18 protein-coding genes are annotated in these 17,958 nt (G+C 63.4%); 4 read left to right on the forward strand and 14 right to left on the reverse strand.

All coding sequences use genetic code 11. From position 1 onward, the window contains the following. Positions 1 to 176: 176 nt before the first annotated feature. The 3 genes from HX830_RS29350 to HX830_RS29360 form a co-directional block, all read right to left on the reverse strand. On the reverse strand, positions 177 to 2,486 hold the full coding sequence (locus HX830_RS29350) for a CHASE2 domain-containing protein (protein ID WP_177104170.1): 2,310 nt from the start codon (positions 2,484 to 2,486) through the stop codon (positions 177 to 179). An 18-nt stretch (positions 2,487 to 2,504) separates the two neighbouring features. Next, positions 2,505 to 3,503 carry a FecR domain-containing protein gene (locus HX830_RS29355; protein ID WP_177104172.1) on the reverse strand — a complete coding sequence of 333 codons (999 nt, stop codon included), beginning with the start codon at positions 3,501 to 3,503 and terminating at the stop codon, positions 2,505 to 2,507. A 327-nt stretch (positions 3,504 to 3,830) separates the two neighbouring features. Continuing rightward, on the reverse strand, positions 3,831 to 4,082 hold the full coding sequence (locus HX830_RS29360; protein WP_177104173.1) for a hypothetical protein: 252 nt from the start codon (positions 4,080 to 4,082) through the stop codon (positions 3,831 to 3,833). A gap of 235 nt (positions 4,083 to 4,317) precedes the next feature. On the opposite strand from HX830_RS29360, the gene HX830_RS29365 reads away from it, so the two are divergent. Next, positions 4,318 to 5,031: a response regulator transcription factor gene (locus tag HX830_RS29365; RefSeq protein ID WP_103496026.1), complete on the forward strand. Its 714-nt coding sequence runs from the start codon at positions 4,318 to 4,320 to the stop codon at positions 5,029 to 5,031. Between the two features lie 7 nt (positions 5,032 to 5,038). Here HX830_RS29365 and HX830_RS29370 read toward each other — a convergent pair whose 3' ends face one another. The 7 genes from HX830_RS29370 to HX830_RS29400 all read right to left on the reverse strand — a co-directional run bounded on the left by HX830_RS29370 (position 5,039) and on the right by HX830_RS29400 (position 12,654). Further along, positions 5,039 to 6,553: a YdgA family protein gene (locus HX830_RS29370; RefSeq protein ID WP_177104175.1), complete on the reverse strand. Its 1,515-nt coding sequence runs from the start codon at positions 6,551 to 6,553 to the stop codon at positions 5,039 to 5,041. Positions 6,554 to 6,829: 276 nt separating this feature from the next. Next, on the reverse strand, positions 6,830 to 7,465 hold the full coding sequence (locus HX830_RS29375; protein WP_152741813.1) for an NADH:ubiquinone oxidoreductase subunit N: 636 nt from the start codon (positions 7,463 to 7,465) through the stop codon (positions 6,830 to 6,832). A 102-nt stretch (positions 7,466 to 7,567) separates the two neighbouring features. Further along, positions 7,568 to 9,016, reverse strand: coding sequence for an efflux transporter outer membrane subunit (locus HX830_RS29380; protein WP_177104177.1), 1,449 nt, complete (start codon positions 9,014 to 9,016; stop codon positions 7,568 to 7,570). Further along, positions 9,013 to 9,912 carry an efflux RND transporter periplasmic adaptor subunit gene (locus HX830_RS29385; protein ID WP_177104179.1) on the reverse strand — a complete coding sequence of 300 codons (900 nt, stop codon included), beginning with the start codon at positions 9,910 to 9,912 and terminating at the stop codon, positions 9,013 to 9,015. The genes HX830_RS29380 and HX830_RS29385 overlap by 4 nt, the downstream gene beginning before the upstream one ends. Further along, complete coding sequence (locus tag HX830_RS29390) at positions 9,909 to 10,118, reverse strand: DUF1656 domain-containing protein (RefSeq protein ID WP_103496031.1); 210 nt, start codon at positions 10,116 to 10,118, stop codon at positions 9,909 to 9,911. Before HX830_RS29390 ends, HX830_RS29385 begins: the two co-directional genes overlap by 4 nt. Next, positions 10,115 to 12,199, reverse strand: coding sequence for an FUSC family protein (locus HX830_RS29395; RefSeq protein ID WP_177104181.1), 2,085 nt, complete (start codon positions 12,197 to 12,199; stop codon positions 10,115 to 10,117). The genes HX830_RS29390 and HX830_RS29395 overlap by 4 nt, the downstream gene beginning before the upstream one ends. Continuing rightward, entirely contained in the window at positions 12,196 to 12,654 is a 459-nt protein-coding gene (locus HX830_RS29400; RefSeq protein WP_177104183.1) for a MarR family transcriptional regulator, read from the reverse strand. Before HX830_RS29400 ends, HX830_RS29395 begins: the two co-directional genes overlap by 4 nt. Positions 12,655 to 12,943: 289 nt before the next feature. On the opposite strand from HX830_RS29400, the gene HX830_RS29405 reads away from it, so the two are divergent. Further along, positions 12,944 to 13,081: a hypothetical protein gene (locus HX830_RS29405; RefSeq protein ID WP_177104185.1), complete on the forward strand. Its 138-nt coding sequence runs from the start codon at positions 12,944 to 12,946 to the stop codon at positions 13,079 to 13,081. Between the two features lie 560 nt (positions 13,082 to 13,641). Here HX830_RS29405 and HX830_RS29410 read toward each other — a convergent pair. Continuing rightward, positions 13,642 to 13,887, reverse strand: coding sequence for a DUF2789 domain-containing protein (locus HX830_RS29410; protein ID WP_152741816.1), 246 nt, complete (start codon positions 13,885 to 13,887; stop codon positions 13,642 to 13,644). 109 nt (positions 13,888 to 13,996) lie between these two features. Continuing rightward, complete coding sequence (locus HX830_RS29415; RefSeq protein ID WP_152741817.1) at positions 13,997 to 14,458, reverse strand: aminoacyl-tRNA deacylase; 462 nt, start codon at positions 14,456 to 14,458, stop codon at positions 13,997 to 13,999. Between the two features lie 372 nt (positions 14,459 to 14,830). Here HX830_RS29415 and HX830_RS29420 point away from each other — a divergent pair, with 372 nt between their 5' ends. Next, positions 14,831 to 15,412 carry an NfeD family protein gene (locus HX830_RS29420; RefSeq protein ID WP_247263348.1) on the forward strand — a complete coding sequence of 194 codons (582 nt, stop codon included), beginning with the start codon at positions 14,831 to 14,833 and terminating at the stop codon, positions 15,410 to 15,412. 2 nt (positions 15,413 to 15,414) lie between these two features. After that, complete coding sequence (locus HX830_RS29425; protein ID WP_103496037.1) at positions 15,415 to 16,182, forward strand: slipin family protein; 768 nt, start codon at positions 15,415 to 15,417, stop codon at positions 16,180 to 16,182. Between the two features lie 6 nt (positions 16,183 to 16,188). Here HX830_RS29425 and HX830_RS29430 read toward each other — a convergent pair whose 3' ends face one another. Next, positions 16,189 to 17,178, reverse strand: a complete 990-nt coding sequence (locus HX830_RS29430; RefSeq protein WP_248764420.1) for a sulfotransferase family protein — start codon at positions 17,176 to 17,178, stop codon at positions 16,189 to 16,191. Continuing rightward, positions 17,166 to 17,954, reverse strand: a complete 789-nt coding sequence (locus HX830_RS29435) for an aspartyl/asparaginyl beta-hydroxylase domain-containing protein (RefSeq protein WP_152741819.1) — start codon at positions 17,952 to 17,954, stop codon at positions 17,166 to 17,168. The genes HX830_RS29430 and HX830_RS29435 overlap by 13 nt, the downstream gene beginning before the upstream one ends. Positions 17,955 to 17,958: the final 4 nt, after the last annotated feature.

Below are 17,958 nucleotides of genomic sequence, written 5' to 3' on the forward strand. Positions count from 1 at the left end.
CATTTCCCCAATGACAGCCGGAGTTCAATGCTCCTGCCTGATGCAGACACACAGGGGAGCCTAGCGACAGCAGTCGAAAACGTCGCCCGCCTGTCGTTCTCGAAGGGTAGACCAAAAAAACAAGCTCAATACGTATTCAGTCGGTACTCACTAAAAAGACCTGGGGCAACGCGCGGTCAGTCCTGCCAGAGAGGCAGGCACAGCGTGAACGTCGTGCCCTGGCCCTCGACGCTGGCGCAGTGAATACGCCCCTCATGCCGGTCGATCACCGCCTTGACCATCGACAGTCCCAGCCCCAGGCCTTCGGTGTTGTCAGGGCCGGCAAAGCGTTTGTACGGCTCAAAAAGCTGCGGCAATGCCGATGCGCTGATGCCTCGCCCCTGATCGCCAATGCTGCAGGTCAGTTCATGCTCCGCTACCGTTACATCGAGGCTTACGATGGTGCCGGAAGGGCTGTACTTGATGGCGTTTTCCAGCAGGTTGAACAGCGCCCGGGTCAGCAGCGAGGCATCGGCCCGCACCAGGCTTTCATCGACCTCGTCGAGCCGATGGCGCAGCTCGATGCCCTTGAGCTGGGCCAAAGGGGCCACCTGGTCGAAGGCATCCAGCACCAGCATGGCGAACAGCACCGGCGCGAAGGTGTAAGCCTCCGACTCGGCCTTCGCCAACTGCACGAAGGCCTCGGTCAGACCCAGGGCCCGGCGCACTTGCTGTTCGATCTGGCGATAGAGCGGCGCATCGTCGTGCTGCGCGCGCTGCACTTCCAGCAGTGCCAGGATCGCCGAGTGCGGCGCCCGCAGGTCATGGGACAGAAAGCGCAACAAGGTCGCCCGTTGCTGCTCGGCCTCACGTGCAAGACTCAGGTCCGCCAGGCTGAACAGCCAGCCGACGGTGACTTCATCTTCCGTTGACCGCAGCGGTGCCAGGTCCAGGTGCAGGGTGCGCTGGCGACTGTCGCGAAACTCCTGGCTCGGCAGTTCGGCCAATGCTGGCCGCACTGGCCCGCCAACACCGGGAAAGCCAAGGCCCGCCAGGCAATCGAGCCAGTCCTCACCGACCAGCATGGGTCCCAGCAGGTCACGCGCGCTGCGGTTGGCGAGCAGCACCTGGCCCTGGGTGTCGGTGATCAACGTTGCCACGGGCAGGCATTCCAGGCCATCGGCCATAAACCGCCGGGTATCGCGAGTACGCCCGAGGGCCTGTTCCAACGCCGCGATGCGACCTTGCAACACATCACCCTTGGGCACCACGACCCGGCGCCGTTCGGGCAGCACCCTGGGCTCGTCGTTCAGACGGGCCAATTCCCAGCCGAAGTAAGCCAGTACCGCACTCAGGCGCCGCCAGTTCCAGATCAGGTAAGCCAGCAAAAAACCGCTCAGGCTGGCGGCCGGCGACCACCACAGGCCGAACCGCAACAACCCCCAGGCCGCCAGCAGCACCGCCGCCATGCTGCCGAGCGTCAGCCACAACGCATAACGCGCACGCAACAGCAGCCCACCCAGCAGGAGGGCCACCGCCAACACCGACAACAGCATGCCCGGCAGTGGCGCCAGCTCGACAATGCTGCGCTGCTGCAACAGGCTATTGAGCAGGTTCGCCTGGATCTCCACCCCGGCGGTGGTGCCGGCCTGCTCGGACACCGGCGTGACATAGCGATCCCCCAGGCCCGGTGCGGTCGCGCCCACCAGAATCAGCCGATCACGCAACAGCGTCGCCGGCACCTCACCGCGCAGCACGCTGATATAGGGCACGCTGGGGAAGCCGCCAGCCGCCGCGATAAAGGGCACCAAGATGGCGTTCTGCCGTTGCCATCCGTGGAGCTCGGAAACACTTCCGGCACCGGGCATCGGTTGCCGCTCAGCCTCCGGCAGCGCCATCTCATAGGCCAGCCAGGCCAATTGCTCACGGGGCTGGTGGACCGGACCTTCGCGCAGGAATACCCCGCGCACCACGCCGTCGTTATCCGCTTCGACATTGATATGGCCGACCGCCCTGGCGCAACGTCGCAGCGGTTCGATCGGCCCGACTTCGCCCAGCGCCGTGGCAAAGCGCGGAACGCCTTCGCGCAACAGCGGCAAGACCACATTGCCGGCGCGGCACAGGGCCTGGGCCAGGCGTTCGTCGCCGCTGCCGGAGGCCTCCGGCTCGCTGAAAATCACATCGAACAGCACACCCCGGGGCTGCACGGCGCTCAAGCGCTCGAGCATTTCGGCATGCACGCTGCGCGGCCAGGGCCAGCGCCCCAGGGCCTCAAGACTGCGGTCATCGATGGTCACCAGGAGGATCCGTGGATCGACCGGCAAAGGGCTCAGGCGGCTCAACCGGTCATAGAGAAAATGGCTGAACGCCAGGTTCTGGCTCAAGGAGAGCATGGCGGTCAGCGGCAGCAACAACAGGCCCACCAGCAGCCATTCGCGCAACAAACCACGAAACAGCCGTTGTGCCTGCGTCGGCTCGCGTCCCTCGTGCCGTCGCCACAACCTCATGGACGCCGGATACCGCAGCTATTGCTCATGAACCGTCCTGGGCCAGTAGTAGATATCGTAGACCCCAGTCTGGCCCTCAAGTCCCTGCTCGTCGAATGCCGACAGCCGCACATGGTAGAACGCCGCCTGCAAACCACTGAAACGGATATCCGGGGTGCTGGAAAAACGTTCCTGCTTGATATTGAGAAACGCCGCGTCGGTGGCGACCTGCGCCCGATAGCGCCGGGCGCCGTCGAGGGGCTGGAGAAAAAGTTGCCAGATCGGCTTGTCGCCACGCTGGCCGTCCTGCCCGAGCAGGCGTGGAGCCGCCAGCAGGTCGACCGGCTTGAGCTCGCCCTGGTCCTGGATCTTCAGGCCCTGTCGGGCGTTGACCCTGACCGCGGGCTCAGCCGCAACGGGCAGTTTGTCCCGCGCCTTGTTGCCGGGTGCCGGCGACGCTTCGGCGCGACTCACCGCGACCTGGCCGTCGAGCACTTCAACCAGCGACTGCCCCTCTTCGCTACGGGTGCGAAAGTGCGTACCGCGCACCCCGAGCACGCCGACCGAGGTGCGAATCTGGAAGCGATCATGTTCGCTGATGCGCTTGATCACATAGGACTCGACCTGACCCTGTTCGAGCTGTATCTGCGGGATCGACTGCGTCTCGTCCAGCTCCAGCCGCACCTGCGAGTTGGAGGGCAGGACGATCCGCGAACCGTCGCCCAGTACCAGGCTGACAAAGGCATCGCCCGAGGTTCTCACCCCTTCGTGTTCCTCCAGGCTCATCCCTTCTTCCAGCGCCAGCGGCTTGCCCTTGGCATCCAGCTTCCAGGCCTCGCCCGCCAGGTGCAGCACCATCGCCGGAAAAGGCTGCGGACGGCATTGTTGTTCGCGATCAAGGTAAGGCGCGCGCAGGGCCGGTGGAGCCGCCAGGGCAGTGTGGCCGATCAGGCAGAAGACAGCGCCGAGCAGCAGGCGCAGGCTCGGACGGGACGGGAAAGCAGGAAAATACGGGTGCGAAAGAAAGCGTTCGCTCATGGGCTTGGCCGCTCAGGCTCTGGAGGGAGCAGGATCGAAGAAAAGGAACGACGGCACACAACCATCCGGGCCCATCATGCCACAGCGCCCCAGTCAGCCTGGCCACACTGTGTTGCTTTGTATGAATGCACACCGGGGCCTGACGGAAAAATGGCCAAGGGAAGGCATCCTGGCTTCCCTTGGCGGCGGTCCGTGTGGATCCGAACCGCCACCCGTCCGTGGGTCGGACTTGCTCCAAAGTGCCCCTTTTAGTGCTGGAGCTACTCTATGGGTAAAACGGCGGTGCTCGGCGAATCTGTCAGATTTGTTCAGAATTGCCCTTGCCGGTCAGAACACCCAGCGCGGCTGCTCCCGTGGGGTGATGACCTCACCGGTGGTCCATAGCGTCGGTGCGGAGAATGGCGCTATCCAGCTGCCCTCGGGCACCACGGGTAAACGGTCGGCAACCAGCGAGGGACGGGCAGCCCCGTAATGGAACAGCCCGACGACAAAACCGAAACCAAGACACAGGCTCAAACCGGATAACAGCCCGAGCGCCGCCCAGGATGGCAAAGCGCTGAAACGAAAGGGACTGCCCATGGATCCTTCTCCTTGACCGTGCAAATCGTTACCCTGCGCCTGCCCCCACAAAGGCCGCGGCACGCCGGGTAAAAGCCATTTGACATCAGCCTAGCCAGCCGTCACCGGTCCTTGAGGAAATCGCCAGAATTGTTCAGATTTGACAGCCGACTTACAGACCTTCGCGTAGGAAATAGCCTGTAGAGTCCCCTTTTGAGAGACACATCCGCCGTTAAGCTAGGAGAACGCTCCAGACATGCGTGTCGCCATACTCGACGACGAACCCGCCGAACTGCGCCGGGTCGAACAGACCCTGGGCCAGATGGCCGGTGTCGGGGAAGCCCCCTGGACCCTGCACGGTTTCGAGCGCGGCGAGGACCTGTTGCGTCAGTTGCGCCGGGAAACCTTCGACCTGCTGATTCTCGACTGGCAGGTGCCGGACCTCAGCGGCCTGGCGCTGTTGCGCTGGACCCGTGAGCACATGGAAGTACCGCCGCCGGTGATCATGCTCACCAGCCGCGATGCCGAGAGCGATATCGTCCTGGCCCTGGGCAGTGGCGCCGACGATTACGTGAGCAAACCGTTCCGCGCCAATGAACTCAAGGCGCGGGTCAATGCGGTACTGCGCCGGCATGCCGGACAGCGCGGCAATACCAGCGAAATCGCCATCTTCAATGATTTGAGTTTCGACGATGCCGAACTGACCGTGACCCGCTCAGGCCGCCCGGTCAACCTGACCGAGCGTGAGTATCGCCTGGCCCGCTGCCTGTTCAGCAACCTCGGGCGGCCGCTGTCGCGCGAGTACCTCTATGAGCGCTTCTGGCCCCATGAGGAAATACTCTCCTCGCGGCCCCTCGATACCCATATCTATCGCCTGCGCAACAAGCTGGGCCTGACCGCCGAACACGGCTGGCAATTGCTGACGATCTACGGCTATGGGTATCGACTGGAAAGCGTCACCTCTGGCTGAGCGCCGCTTAAGGCTGCTCGCCGCCGCTCGCACCACCGAACTTGGTCAGCAGCAAGGTGATGAAATCTTCCACCGGCATTTTCTGCCCGTTGAAGTCCACCTGGCCATTGGCGTAGTGCAGCGTCGAGATGATATCGCTGCCTTGCACCGTCGCCATCTCCGTGGACAAGGCCATGGTGCCGGCCATTTCACTGGCCATCGAGGCTTGCTGGGTGATCGCCTTGGGGTCGGTCTGACCCTGGATCTGCGCTTGCAGGCCCGCCAGGTCGGCGATCATCGGCTTGGACAACGACACCTTGGCATCCAGTTGCGAAACCAGTTGCTTGCCCAGTTCCACCGGTGGCAGGTCGGTGGAAGACGGGTTGGTCAGATCCAGCACCAGGCTGGCGCGGCTCTCGCCGTTGGCGGTCTTGATCGAGAAGTTTTCCAGGGCGATCTGCGGCTTGCCGGTCAACACTTGCTTGATGTCCGCTTCGGCCTGGGTCTGCTGGGCCGGGGTCAGTTCCGGAACCGCCGCCTCTGGGTCTTCAGCCCCGGCCGCCTGGGCCTTTTGCAAGGCTTCCAACTGGACCTGATACAGCTTGATCAGCGATTGCATCGCCGGGAAATCCAGGTTCTTCGCCGTCCAGCTCATCTGGGCACTGCCCACCGGCTTGTCGTTGTAGTCGATCGAGGCGATGTTATAGGCCAGGCGTCCGGCGAGCACATTGCCCTGCGCTTGCGTCGAGTCTTTCTGCTCGAAGCCCTTGATGGTGACCACCGCCGGCTTGACCCCAAAGCCCAGCTTGGTCTCGCTCAACTCGAGGGTGTTCTGCCCAAGGTAGAAACCCAGGTCGCTCTTGGTCAGGTCGCTGGCCAGGGTCAGGCCGCTCAATTCGACCTGCACCGGCCCCTGCTCAGGGGTGACCGTGGAGACCTTGAGGTTATCCATATAGCCGTTGAGCTTGATCTTGGCCGCCTGGTCGCTGGCGGTCACCGCAAGGTTCAGCCCGGAGAATTTCAGGCTGCTGGTGGCGTTCGGCGCGAAGTCCAGCGGCACCAGTTCGACATTGCCGTCCACCGAACGGTTGTAGCCCAGGGCAACCTGGCCCTTGAGCGGCGCGGCGCCCTTGGCGGCATCGAACCACTTGGCGGTGGCGTCGTTCTTTTCCAGCTCGTAGTTGCTGTTGACCATCACCGGCGCCAGATTGAACGCCTTGAGACGCGACCACGGCAACGGCCCGTGCTCGATATGGTCGACGAACAGCAGCTCGAGGTCTTTCTTCTCCGCGCCGGCCTGTAGGTTCTGGAACTTGACGCGGTAGTGCGCGGTGCTGGTGAACAGATGGCGATCCAGCGATACCAGCTCGATCTGCGCGCTGCCGCCGGCACTGGCCAGGGCGGTCTTCAGCTGTTGGTTGGCGTCCTGGATCGAAGTGTTCAGCACCCCTTCCAGCTGATTACCGGTGTACCACGCGCCGACGGTGCTCACCGCACCGACCACCACGACAAAACCTAAAAGCAAGCCCGCTGATTTATTCATGAATTGACCCGATCGATGTCCGTTAAATGGAGAAATGCTGGTCTTCCTGACCCCTGACCGGAGCCGGCTCGACAATGCCCGAAGGGACGCAGGGTAGCATTTGCCGGAGCAGGCCCCAAGGCTTTGCCCGCAAGGCCATTGGCCACCACCTCATCCTACGAACAAAAGCGAAATGACTGACAGCGCAGTACGGGAATCGTGCGTTCGGCAGCGCCTATTGGCGTCCCGCGCACGTTTGCGGCGGATCAACAACCGCCGGGCAGGAACAGCAATGACTCAGGAATACTGGACTTCCATCTCATCCAGTTGATGGTCGAAGGTCTTCAAACGCGCGGTCCAGGTGTACACCAGCACCTCGAAGTCGCGGTTGATCACCACGCCGTCCGCCGAGTCATTGCGCGGGTCGCAGACGTCCAGTTGATGCCGCTCACGGGCCATGGCCGTGGCCACATCGGACAATTCGCGGGCATTGGTCAACCAGTGGCGTTCGTCATGGGCCACTTCGCGGTCGAGTTTCAGACATTGGATCTTGAGCATCTCAAGGCTTTTTTCCAGCGGCGTACCGGTGAGTTCGCCCATGACTTCCTGGAAGGTCCGACCGGGTTGCCAGTAGCTGCCCCAGAAATAGCGGTCGAAGACCGTTTCGACCCGGCGCAGGGCGACTTTGGTATCCCAGACCAGCACCAGGGTCTTGCTCTGGGAAAGCTGGCGTTTCTTCACCTGCTGCCCCTGGTAGCTGGCCCAGGCCACCACGGCGATGGACATCACCGCGATCAAGGCCGTGGCACTGTCGAGAAAGACCAGGGCCTTGTCGATCTGGTGCGCCAGCATCACGCCATAGAAGTAGGTCGCCGAAAGCAGGACAAGCGCCACCACCGCACACCAGAAACCAGGAGCATAAGGGTTTTTCATTATTAGAATCCCCATCGGGCCACGCTGACCACGATGGTTAGGATTCACCCAGTGCTCCCCACCAGCGGCGACCAGCCGATAGTTCAAAGCATAGCAACGGACTCAGGGTTTCGCGTGTTCGGCAGGTGGCGTTCGTCCGCTTTCCCAACCGCCGCCCAGGGCCAGGAACAAATCGATCTGGCTCATCGCGACCTGGGTATTGGCCGAGGCCAGTTGGGCGCGCACATCGGTGTAGGTGCGGGTCGCCTGCAGGTCGGCGAGGAACGAGGCGCGACCGGCCTTGAAGAAGCGGTGCGTCTGGTCCGCCGCCAGCCTGGCCGACTGCTCGGCATCGGCCAGGGCATCGCGGCGATCAAGCTGCGCGGTGTACTGGGCCAGGCTGGTCTGGGTTTCGCGGATGGCATTGAGCACCACACCGTCGAAGTGCGCCAGGGCACCCTGGGTGCCGGCCTCGGCTTCGCGGATGCGGGCACGGGCGCCGTTGGTAGGCACGGTCCAACTGATGGCCGGGCCGAAGCCCCAACGGTTGGTCGACGGTTCGCCCAGATCCTTGAGAATACCGACCGTCCCCACCGTGGCACCGATGCTGATGTTCGGGTAGAGCTCGCCCGTGGCCACGCCGATGCTGGCCGTCGCTGCCGCGAGCCGGCGTTCGGCCTGGCGGATATCCGGACGGCGCTTGAGCAACTCGGCACCGTCGCCCACCGGCAACAATTGAGTGATATGCGGCAGCGCGGCGCAATCGGCAACACCGCCCGGCAGTTGGTCCAGGGGTTTGGCCAACAGCATCGACAGGCGATACAAACCCGCCTGGCGCGCGGCCTGGTAGCGCGGCAGTTCGGCGCGCAGGGATTTGAATTGGGTCTGGGACCGGGTGACCTGGGTTTCGTCGCCACGCCCGGCATCGCGCAGACGCTTGGTCAGCTCGGTGCTCTGGGATTGCAGCGCGAGGGACTCCTCGGCAATCCCGCGCTCTTCGTTGGCCGCGCAGATCTGGGTGTAGGAGCGCACCACATCCGCCACCAAGGTGATACGGGCCACATCGCCCGCCGCCTGGGTAGCGTCGGCATTGGCTTTGGCCGCCTCGATGCCGCGCTGCAAGGTGCCCCACAGGTCGAACTGATAGGACGCGGAAAGCGCGATTTCACCGATATTGGCCACCGGGACCTTTTCCGGCAGCAGGAAGGCCTGGCCGGACTCCTGCAAGCGCTGGGCCCCGGCTTTCACCCCAGCACTGAAACCGCCGGCCGCCTCGGCCTCTTCCACCTGGGCCCGGGCCCGTGACAGGCTAGCCGCCGCGACCCGCAGATCGGTGTTGGACGCCAGGGCCTGGCGTACCAGCTCGTCCAGGCGCGGGTCCTGGTACAGCCGCCACCAATCGGTCGGCACCGGCGCCGACACCACATTGTCGCCCTCACCGGCGAGCGTCCCTTGCAGGTCCTTGCGTTGCATCGCCGAGTCGGCCGGCAGGTGATAATCCGGGCCGACCATCGAGCACGCCGACAGCATCAGGCCAAGGCCCAGGGTCGCGACTTGCGCCAGCGGTTTCATTGCGCGGCCTCTTTCTTCGGCGCGGCCTTGGCGTCATCGATGATCGACACCGTGGCCGTGCGTCCGGCGATCATGCGGAAGTCCGCCGGCACGTCGTCGAAGGCGATGCGCACCGGAATCCGCTGGGCCAGGCGCACCCAGCTGAACGCCGGGTTGACGTTGGGCAGCAGGTTCGTGCCGCTGGTGCGGTCACGGTCCTCGATCCCGGCGACGATGCTTTCGACATGCCCGCGCAACCGCGCGTTGTCACCGATCACCCGGATGTCCACGGCCTGGCCGATATGAATGCCGTCGAGCTTGGTTTCCTCGAAATAACCGTCGATATGGAAGGAGCTGCTGTCCACCACCGCCAGCACCGGCCGGCCGGCCGTGACGAACTCCCGCTCACGGGGCGCGCGGTCGTTGACATAACCGTCCACCGGGCTGCGGATCACCGAGCGGTCGAGGTTCAACTGCGCGGCGTCCACCGCCACCTGGGCTTCGGCCAGGGCCAGTTCGGCACGGGCGACCCGCGACTGGCTTTCTTCCAGTTGCTCGCCAGCCACCAGGTTACCCAGACCCCGGTTGCGCTTGTTCTCGCGCTGGGCCTGGGCCAGGGTTTCCTGGCGGTCGGCGACGGCGGCCTTGGCCTGGCGCAGCGCCAGCTTGAAGCGATCCTGGTCGATGCTGAACAGCACCTGGCCGCGGCTCACCGGCTGGTTGTCGCGCACCTGCACCTGCTGGATCAGGCCGGACACGTCCGGGGCGATCTGCACGATATCGGCGCGGATATGCCCGTCCCGGGTCCAGGGCGCGAACATGTAGTACATCACCATGCGCCAGACCACCAGGCAGGCGAAGATCACCACCAGCAAAGTCAGGACTACACGGCCAATGGTCAAAAGAGGTTTTTTCATGTCATCAGGTATCGACTGAACGAATCCACAACGCCCAGCAACAAAGCGTAGAGACCGACGTTGAACAAGGCCCGGTGCCAGACCAGGCGGTAGAAGTGGACGCGCGTCAACAGCCCGTGCACCACCAGGTACAGCGCATACGTAATGCCCATCAGCACCAGCAGCGTGGGCAGGAACACCCCGCTGATATCCAGCTCACCGATCATAACGGCACTCCATTGATCCCATACGGAACGCTCTCCGGCTGATCGCCGCTATCGACAAACTCGACGCCGGGCAACAACGCCAGGCGCAGGCCACTCAAGGCGTGCAACAGGTGCAGGCGGGTTTCGCCATCGTCCAGGCCCTGGGAACTCAAGGCCCGGCGCGTGCGGTCCATCGTCATCAGCAAAGGCGCTGGAGCCGGCAGGCGCTCGCGGGCCTCGAGGCAGGCGCGGAAGTACTCGCCGACCTCTTCCACCACCTGTTTGAGCAGCACATTCGCCACCCCCAACACGCGTGGGGTGTAGGCCAACAGGTCGAGCAGGTTGAGCGCGACCCGCAACTCCCGCAGCGCCGCGCCGGTGTCCTGGCCGGTCATGGCCAGGCGCGGCAGGTGCTGCATCAGCCGGTCGAGCATCTGCGCGCCCATATGTCGGTGCTCGGCCAGGGTCGCCGGCTCGGTCAGCTTGACGATGTCGTGCCAACTGAACCGGGTCAGGCGCTTGGCCGCCAGCTCGGCGCCGAAGGGGCGGGCCACCAGGGTCCAGACAAAGGCGAACAGCAAGCCCAGGGGGCCGGCCAGGTTGGCGTTGGAAAAGTTCAGGAAGTCCGCGTCATAGGCCCCTGAAATGCTGATAAAGGACGAGGTGTTGACGATGGTCAGCAAGGTCCCGAGGTAGAAACGCGGCTGCACGGTGAGGGTGCCGACGCAGATAAAGGGCACGGCGAAGGCCAGCACCAGCATCGGGAAATCATGCAGGTTGGGTAGCACCACGAACAGGTAGAGGCTGGCGAAAATCACCGACATCGCGGTCCAGAAAAAGAACCGGTAGATCTGTGGCGCCGGGTCGTCCATCGCCGCGAAAAAGCTGCAGGCCACCGCCGCGAGGATCACCGCGCTGGCCCCGTCGGTCCAGCCGAGCAGGATCCACAGCACCGAAGCGACGATGATCGCCAGCACCGTCGAGCCCGCCGAATAGAGCATCAGGCCACGGTCGAGAAACGGCGTCAGGCGGCCCAGGCGCCAGTGGCGATAGACCGCGCGCCAGCTGTCCTGGCTTTCGCACTGGATGGCATATTGCAGGCTGCGCAGGTCCTGCCACAGGTCAATCCATTCGCCGAGGCGGTAGAGGGCGTTGGAGAACAGCAACTGGCGTCGGTCATCCAGCTCGAGCGGGCTCGGTTGCAGGCTCTCGATCTCGGCCCGCAGGCTTTGCCAGCGTTCGACCGGCGCTCCTTTTGTGGTGCTTTCCAGCCATTCGCGGGTGGCCACGAGCAAGGGTTCGAAACGCGCCACCAGCTCCGGCGTGCGCCGCTCCATCGCGTAAAGAGCATCGTCCAGGGCATCGACCACCGGCAACAGGTGAATCATCCGCCCGCGCAACTCCTTGGTGTTGCGCACGGTCTGCGGCCGGGCACCTTCGTGGGGCAACTGGCCGATCATCAATTCAAGGCTGTTGAAGGTCGCCACCATCGCCGAACGCAGCGCGCTGACTTCATCGGCCTGCACGTTGCGCGAAAGGAAACGCAGGCTGTAGGTCGAGGCATCGCCGAACCATTTGCCCGCCGCGTCGATAAACACCGGGGCTAGGCGCCGGGGCCAGAACATGCTGCCGACCACCGCCGCCACGGCGATGCCGAGAAAGATCTCCTCGGTCCGCGACACCGCCACATCGAACACACCGAGGGGGTTGTCGACCACCGGCAGGGCGATCATCGGCATGGTGTAGCCGGCGAGCATCAGCGCGTAGCTGTTGGCGGTGCGCAGATGCAGCGAGAGAAACAACAGGATGCCGGTCCAGAGCGCGATCGCCACCACCAGCAGATAGGGTGTCTGCACGAACAGCGGGACGAACAGCACCGCCGCCGAGGCGCCGAGAAAAGTACCGACCGCGCGGTACAGGGCCTTGGAGCTGGTGGGACCGACAAAGGGGCTGGAAACGATGTAGACGGTGGCCATGGCCCAGTACGGACGCGGCATTTCCATCAGCAAGGCGATATACAGCGCGATCATCGAGGCGGCGAAGGTACGTACACCGTAGAACCAGTCGCGGGCGGGGGGCATGCCGGTCCAGAAACCGTTCACGGATTCGCCACTCCCAGGTTCCGCCCGGCCGCTTCGAAGGCGCGGATGACTCGCAGCGCCGCTTCCAGATCAGCGGGAGCGATGCCGTCGAGCACTTCACTACGCAGGCGGATCAACTGGATTTCGATGTCCTGCATCAAGTGCTCGCCGGCCTCGGTCAGGCTCAGGCATTTGGCCCGGCGGTCACTCGGGTCTTCGCTGCGCAGCACATAGCCGGCATTGCACAACTGGTCGAGCAGGCGCACCAGCGACGGGCTTTCCATGCCCGCTTCCTGGGCCACGGTGACCTGGCGCACGCCCGGCCCCATACGGCCGATCAACAGCAACGGCATGGCGCAGGCTTCGGAGATCCCATAGTTGACCAGCGTGGTCTGGCACACCCGGCGCCAATGGCGCGAGGCGACGACGAGGCCGGCACTGATGTGCTTGTGCAGCTGTTCGAGGTGCTTGGACACGGGGAGATTCGCATTGTTAGTTTGCTAACTATCAATATCTCGCATCAGTTGGGGGCTCGTCAAGTTTTGAAACAATTACTTCATTCGACCGGGTAACGACTGGGGACAGGGTAGCCCGGCTGAACTCAAGCCTAGTTCACGGGTGATGAGGTGCTTGGGGAATCGTCGGGCTTGAATCGTAGCGTGATGTAAAAATTCTGCTGTTTTGGCTTGGGAAACTTCAGCGTTCTTGCACCGTTGCTCCGTGCCCGTGGACGGCGCTGCCCGCCACAATGGGAACGAGCAGCGATTGGGTGAAAGCCACGCGTCACGCTTGCAATGGGGTTTCCCGGGGGAGACGGAACTGGATCCGGTCGAGAATATCCAGGCCATCCTGCAGCAGCAGGTAAGCCCCGTTGGTCAGCCGGTACAGATCGGCGTCGTGTGACCGAGGTGAGGGTTTCCAGTTGCGCGGTACCCGCACGGATGCGGGCGCAGGCGGTTTCGTGGAGCAGGCGTAGCGGGGCTTGGGTGTCGATCAGCAGGACTGGGGTGCCGGCGGGGTTAGTGGTTAACGGGTGATATGTCGTCATGACTATGGCTCCAAAGTTATAGACCTAAAGCCATGGTTGATCGGATCGCCAAATCCGCTGTCAGCAGGTGCCGACGGGTCAAACTATAGAGTTGAAAAATCAAGGGACACAACAGAGGCAAAATGCCCAAGGCCGAATAAAGCGTTACCAAGCATGACGCCGATCCAGAAGACAACGAGTGACTGTGGGAGCGGAGCTTGCCCGCGAAGCTTTTAGCGGTTTCAGGGACCTCTTCGCGAGCAAGCTCTGCTCCCACAGTTTCTTGTCAGACTTGGGATCGTTCTTAACTGAACGACACTAGGACAATCTCGCTGGCCACACGACCACAGAAAAAACTGACTAACGCGATTAAAGCCCAGATTTTTTTACTCTTCCCCAGATTTTTTTACATTTAGGGCATTTTCCACATTTTTTTTTACACCCCTCTCCCCTTCCTCAACAACACATCCAACTGATCCACCACTTCCGCCCAGTCGGCATCGTCCAGGATCTCGGTACGCAGAAAATCCGCCTGGCTCTTGCTCCAGAAAAACGCGTCCGCCAGGTGCAGCTCCGGCTTAAGTGGCGAATGGGTGGCGATGAATCGGTCGATGCCGGCCGGGTCATCGGGCAGGCCCAATTGCTTGAACAGGGATGGCAGACTGTGGTCAGGCGATTCCATGGAGGTCTCCGGTACAAGGAAAAGGGCGATGCTGGTCAGACAGCTTCGCGAGCAAGCGCGTTCCCGCTGTGAAGCACCGCGTGAGTCGAAAACAGACAGCGCCCGGGTCTTAGTGACAGACCTCGCACACCTCGGCATGGGGCACCAGCTTCAGGTACTGGTCCATCTGCATATGCACCAGGTTGTGGTGGTTGCCGGCTTCCAGGTAGATGTCGTGTTGGCGGGTCAGTTGCGGGTCGACCACCATCTTCAAGCCATAGGACTCACCCAGCGCCGGCACCGCCCCGCGTTCGCAATCCTGGAACAGATAGGCCAGGGTGCTTTCCCGGGTGATCTGCCAGGTACTGGCGCCACGGACCTTGCTCAGGTCCAGGTGCTGGCTGGCGGGCAGGACCGCCATCAGGTAGTGGCCGTGCTGGTCGTCGAGCACCACCGATTTGGCCATGCGTTCGGCCGGGATCCCCGCCAGGCGGGCAGTTTCCAGGCTGCTGGACGAATGCGGATGAGCGACGAGGTCGAATTCGCAGTGCGCCTGTTCCAGGCTGCGCTGCACGGTTTTTGCCATGCGCATGATGCACCTCCGGGCCCTGTCGAATGCCCCAGGGCGATGGGTTTGCTGCATTCCTTGAGTAAGAGTCTAGGCAGTTCGCCGTGGAGCGTCGGCTTAACGTCAGTAACCGTTCTCGCTATCACAGGTCCTCGATAGTCGAGTCGGGTCTAAAGCTTCGAGTCCACAAATTCGGCCATACGCGGAATCTTGAGCCGACAAGGAACCTGTAGGAGCAGGGCTTACCCGCGAAAGGGGCCTTGAGATCGCTAAAAGCTTCGCGGGCAAGCCCTGCTCCTACAGGTTCCGTGGGGCTCTAAGCCTGCGTTTATCCGGCGGGGCGCCCTCACTCGACTAAGCTTCTAGATGGGGGTAACGAACTCGCGGAGAATACAAGTGAGCGGTCGTTGCTGGTGGCGTTGGTTGTTGATCGGGTGGCTGATCGTCTGGCCCGTCGGGCACCAGCTTGCCGAAGGCGCCGACTCCGTCGTGACCCTGATCGTGTTGCCCCTCGACGACTCCGGTTCCGGGCTGATCCTGCTGGGTATCGCCCTGATCGTCGCCGAGACGCTCCTGCCCAGCTTCGGCGTGATCGGCTTCGGTGGCCTGGTCGCCGTCGTGGCGGGCACATTGGTCCTGTTCGACCCACAGCTGTTCGACGACAACACCGCACGGCCGTTGAAACTCACCCTGATGCTGATCGGGCTGCTCCTGCTGGTCGGCTTGATCGTCGCGGCCCTCAAGGCCCGCCAGCGCCAGGTGGTCAGTGGCGATGCCGGACTGGAAGGCAGCCTGACCCCGGTGACCGCCCTGAAAGCCGGCGATGCCTATGCCGGTTGGGTGCAACTGCAAGGCGAAAACTGGCAGGTCCTCAGCCCCACGCCGCTGCATCCCGGCCAACAGGTCCGGGTCATCGCACGCAAGGGCCTGCTCCTGGAAGTGAAAGCCGTTGACGACCCGCCAAGGCGAGGAGATTGATCATGGTCCTGCAATTGGGCTCCGGCGCGCTGCTCGCGCTTCTGCTGCTGATGCTGCTGGCATCGACCTTTCGCATCCTGCGTGAATACGAACGCGGCGTGGTGTTCCAGCTCGGACGCTTCTGGCAGGTCAAGGGACCGGGGCTGATCATCTTGATTCCGCTGGTGCAGCAGATGGTCCGGGTGGACCTGCGCACCGTGGTCCACGATGTCCCACCGCAAGACGTGATCACCCGCGACAACGTCTCGGTAAAGGTCAATGCGGTGCTGTATTTCCGCGTGCTCGACCCGCAGAAGGCAATTATCCAGGTGGAGAATTTTCTCGCCGCCACCAGCCAGCTGGCGCAGACCACATTGCGCGCGGTGCTCGGTAAGCACGAACTGGATGAGCTGCTGGCCGAGCGGGAAAAGCTCAATTCCGATGTCCAGCAGGTGCTCGATGCCCAGACCGATGCCTGGGGGATCAAGGTGGCCAATGTCGAGATCAAGCATGTGGACCTCAACGAGTCGATGATCCGCGCCATCGCCAAGCAGGCCGAGGCCGAGCGGGAACGGCGGGCCAAGGTGATTCACGCCGAAGGGGAATTGCAGGCCTCCGAAAAATTGATGCAGGCCGCCGAAATGCTCGGGCGCCAGCCGGGGGCCATGCAGTTGCGGTATATGCAGACGTTGTCGTCGATTGCCGGGGACAAGAGTTCGACCATCGTGTTTCCGCTGCCGATCGAGTTGTTGAAGGGGATGGCGGATCTGTCACAGAAAGATAAGACCTGACGCGCGTTAGCGTTGACGTCCATTGCGCGCGATCAAGAGACGGCCGGATGTTCCTGGAGGATTGCGTTCGGCCCGCAAGGTTTCCAATGCCTGATAAGGCCCCTCGGCCCAGAACGCCACCCGCTCCTTGAGCCGCTCCGATGCCTCCCGGTGCTTGTCCTGGCTATCCGGCACAAACACCTGGTCTGGCTGCTTGGCGTGTTGTCGGGCCACGGAAAACACCTGGTCGCGTTGCTCCGCGTCGAGTCCGAAGAACTCCCCCAGATGCCCTTCCAGCGCCCCCGGCAACTCGCTGTAGTTGACCGGCAAACCGCCAAAAGCCACGCAGTGCTCCCAACCCTTCTGAAGGATCCGCCCGAGGCGCGCCGCGATATAGTCCTCCCGCGAGTCATCCTGCCCCGGGGTGTCCAATACGCTATGACCAATCATCCCCGGCACCATATGCAGTCCGGCCCGGCGCACATGGGACACGGCTATTTCCAGCGGATCGCGGTACAGGAACAGCCAGGGCGTCTCGGGAAAACACTCGCGCAGCAACGGCAACTCGCCGATATTCCAGGCGTCCAGCTTGATCACCAGGGCCTGCTCGCCGCCACTGCGTCGCTGACCATAGGCCGCCAACAAACCCTGCAGGGCCGCACGCCGCCCCTGCGGATCGAGGTCATCACGCAACAGGCGGTCGAGGGGCGGCGGCTCGCTGATCACGATATGGCTGTCCAACTGCGCGAGCATCTGACCGATCAGCGTCGAACCACAGCGCGAGGCGTGATAGATAAAGGCGCTCGGCGCCACCGCCGGCAATTGCCACTCGCTGAGCACCGCCAGCGGTGTCTCACGCCGAAAGACCTGGTTGAACGGCAGCTGCAGGGCCGCGTCCACCGAATCGCCAAAGAACGGCAGATCCAGACGACGCTCGCCGAACCAGCACCAATCGACACGCCAATAGGCGTCTTCGCGCCAGACGCGAATCGGCAACCAGTCCTTCAGACCGTCCATGGTGGATTCCAACGCCGGCCCCGGGTCATGGCCGCGCGCAGGTCCTCATGGGCGAAGTGCAAGCCATGGGCGGCGGCCCGCTCCAGGGTCCGGGCGATAAAAGCCTCGCTGTCGGTTTGCGCTTGCAGCTCACGGCACAGCTGCGGGTCACGCTCCAGCCATTGGCGAAATTGTTCGAGCGCCATGGCCGCCCGCCCCAGGCCGGGCGCCGGAGTACTCGGCAGGCCCGCGGCGATCTGCTGTTCCAGCCAGGCACTTGGGCGACAGTCGAGCACCAGATGAACCCGCTCGCTATCACCCCAGTTGTCGACGCTGTGGGGCCGCGCCAGATCGAGAAACCAGCACTCGCCGGCCCTCATGGGAATGCACTGCCCGTCGAGCATGAACTCCACGTCGGGCGGGCTGAGCAGGGGAATATGCAGGCGCCGGTCGGCGTCCGGAGGACTGAGGTCGTAATCACGGTGTTCATGAATTCGCCCACCCGGCCCCAGCCGCAACAGGCGCGCCGAGCGGATTTCCAACGGCAGGCCCTGCAAGCCATAGGACCAGCGCGAGTCCTCCAGCCAAGGCTTGCGCGCAACCGCCTCGCCCTTGCCCGGCGCCAGTTCGCCCGGGGCATCGTTGGCGGACACCAACGCCACCCCGCTCCACTCGCCGGTGAAATAATCGCGATTGAAATGCGCTACCCAGGCGCTGTCGCCCACCTGCGCCAGGGCCTGGCGCAGCAGCGGCAGGTCCACGGCGACCGGCAGGCGGGAAAACGCCGGCCGGCTCAAGGAA

This window comes from Pseudomonas gingeri (assembly GCF_013385425.1).
Taxonomy (GTDB): Bacteria; Pseudomonadota; Gammaproteobacteria; order Pseudomonadales; family Pseudomonadaceae; genus Aquipseudomonas; species Aquipseudomonas gingeri_D.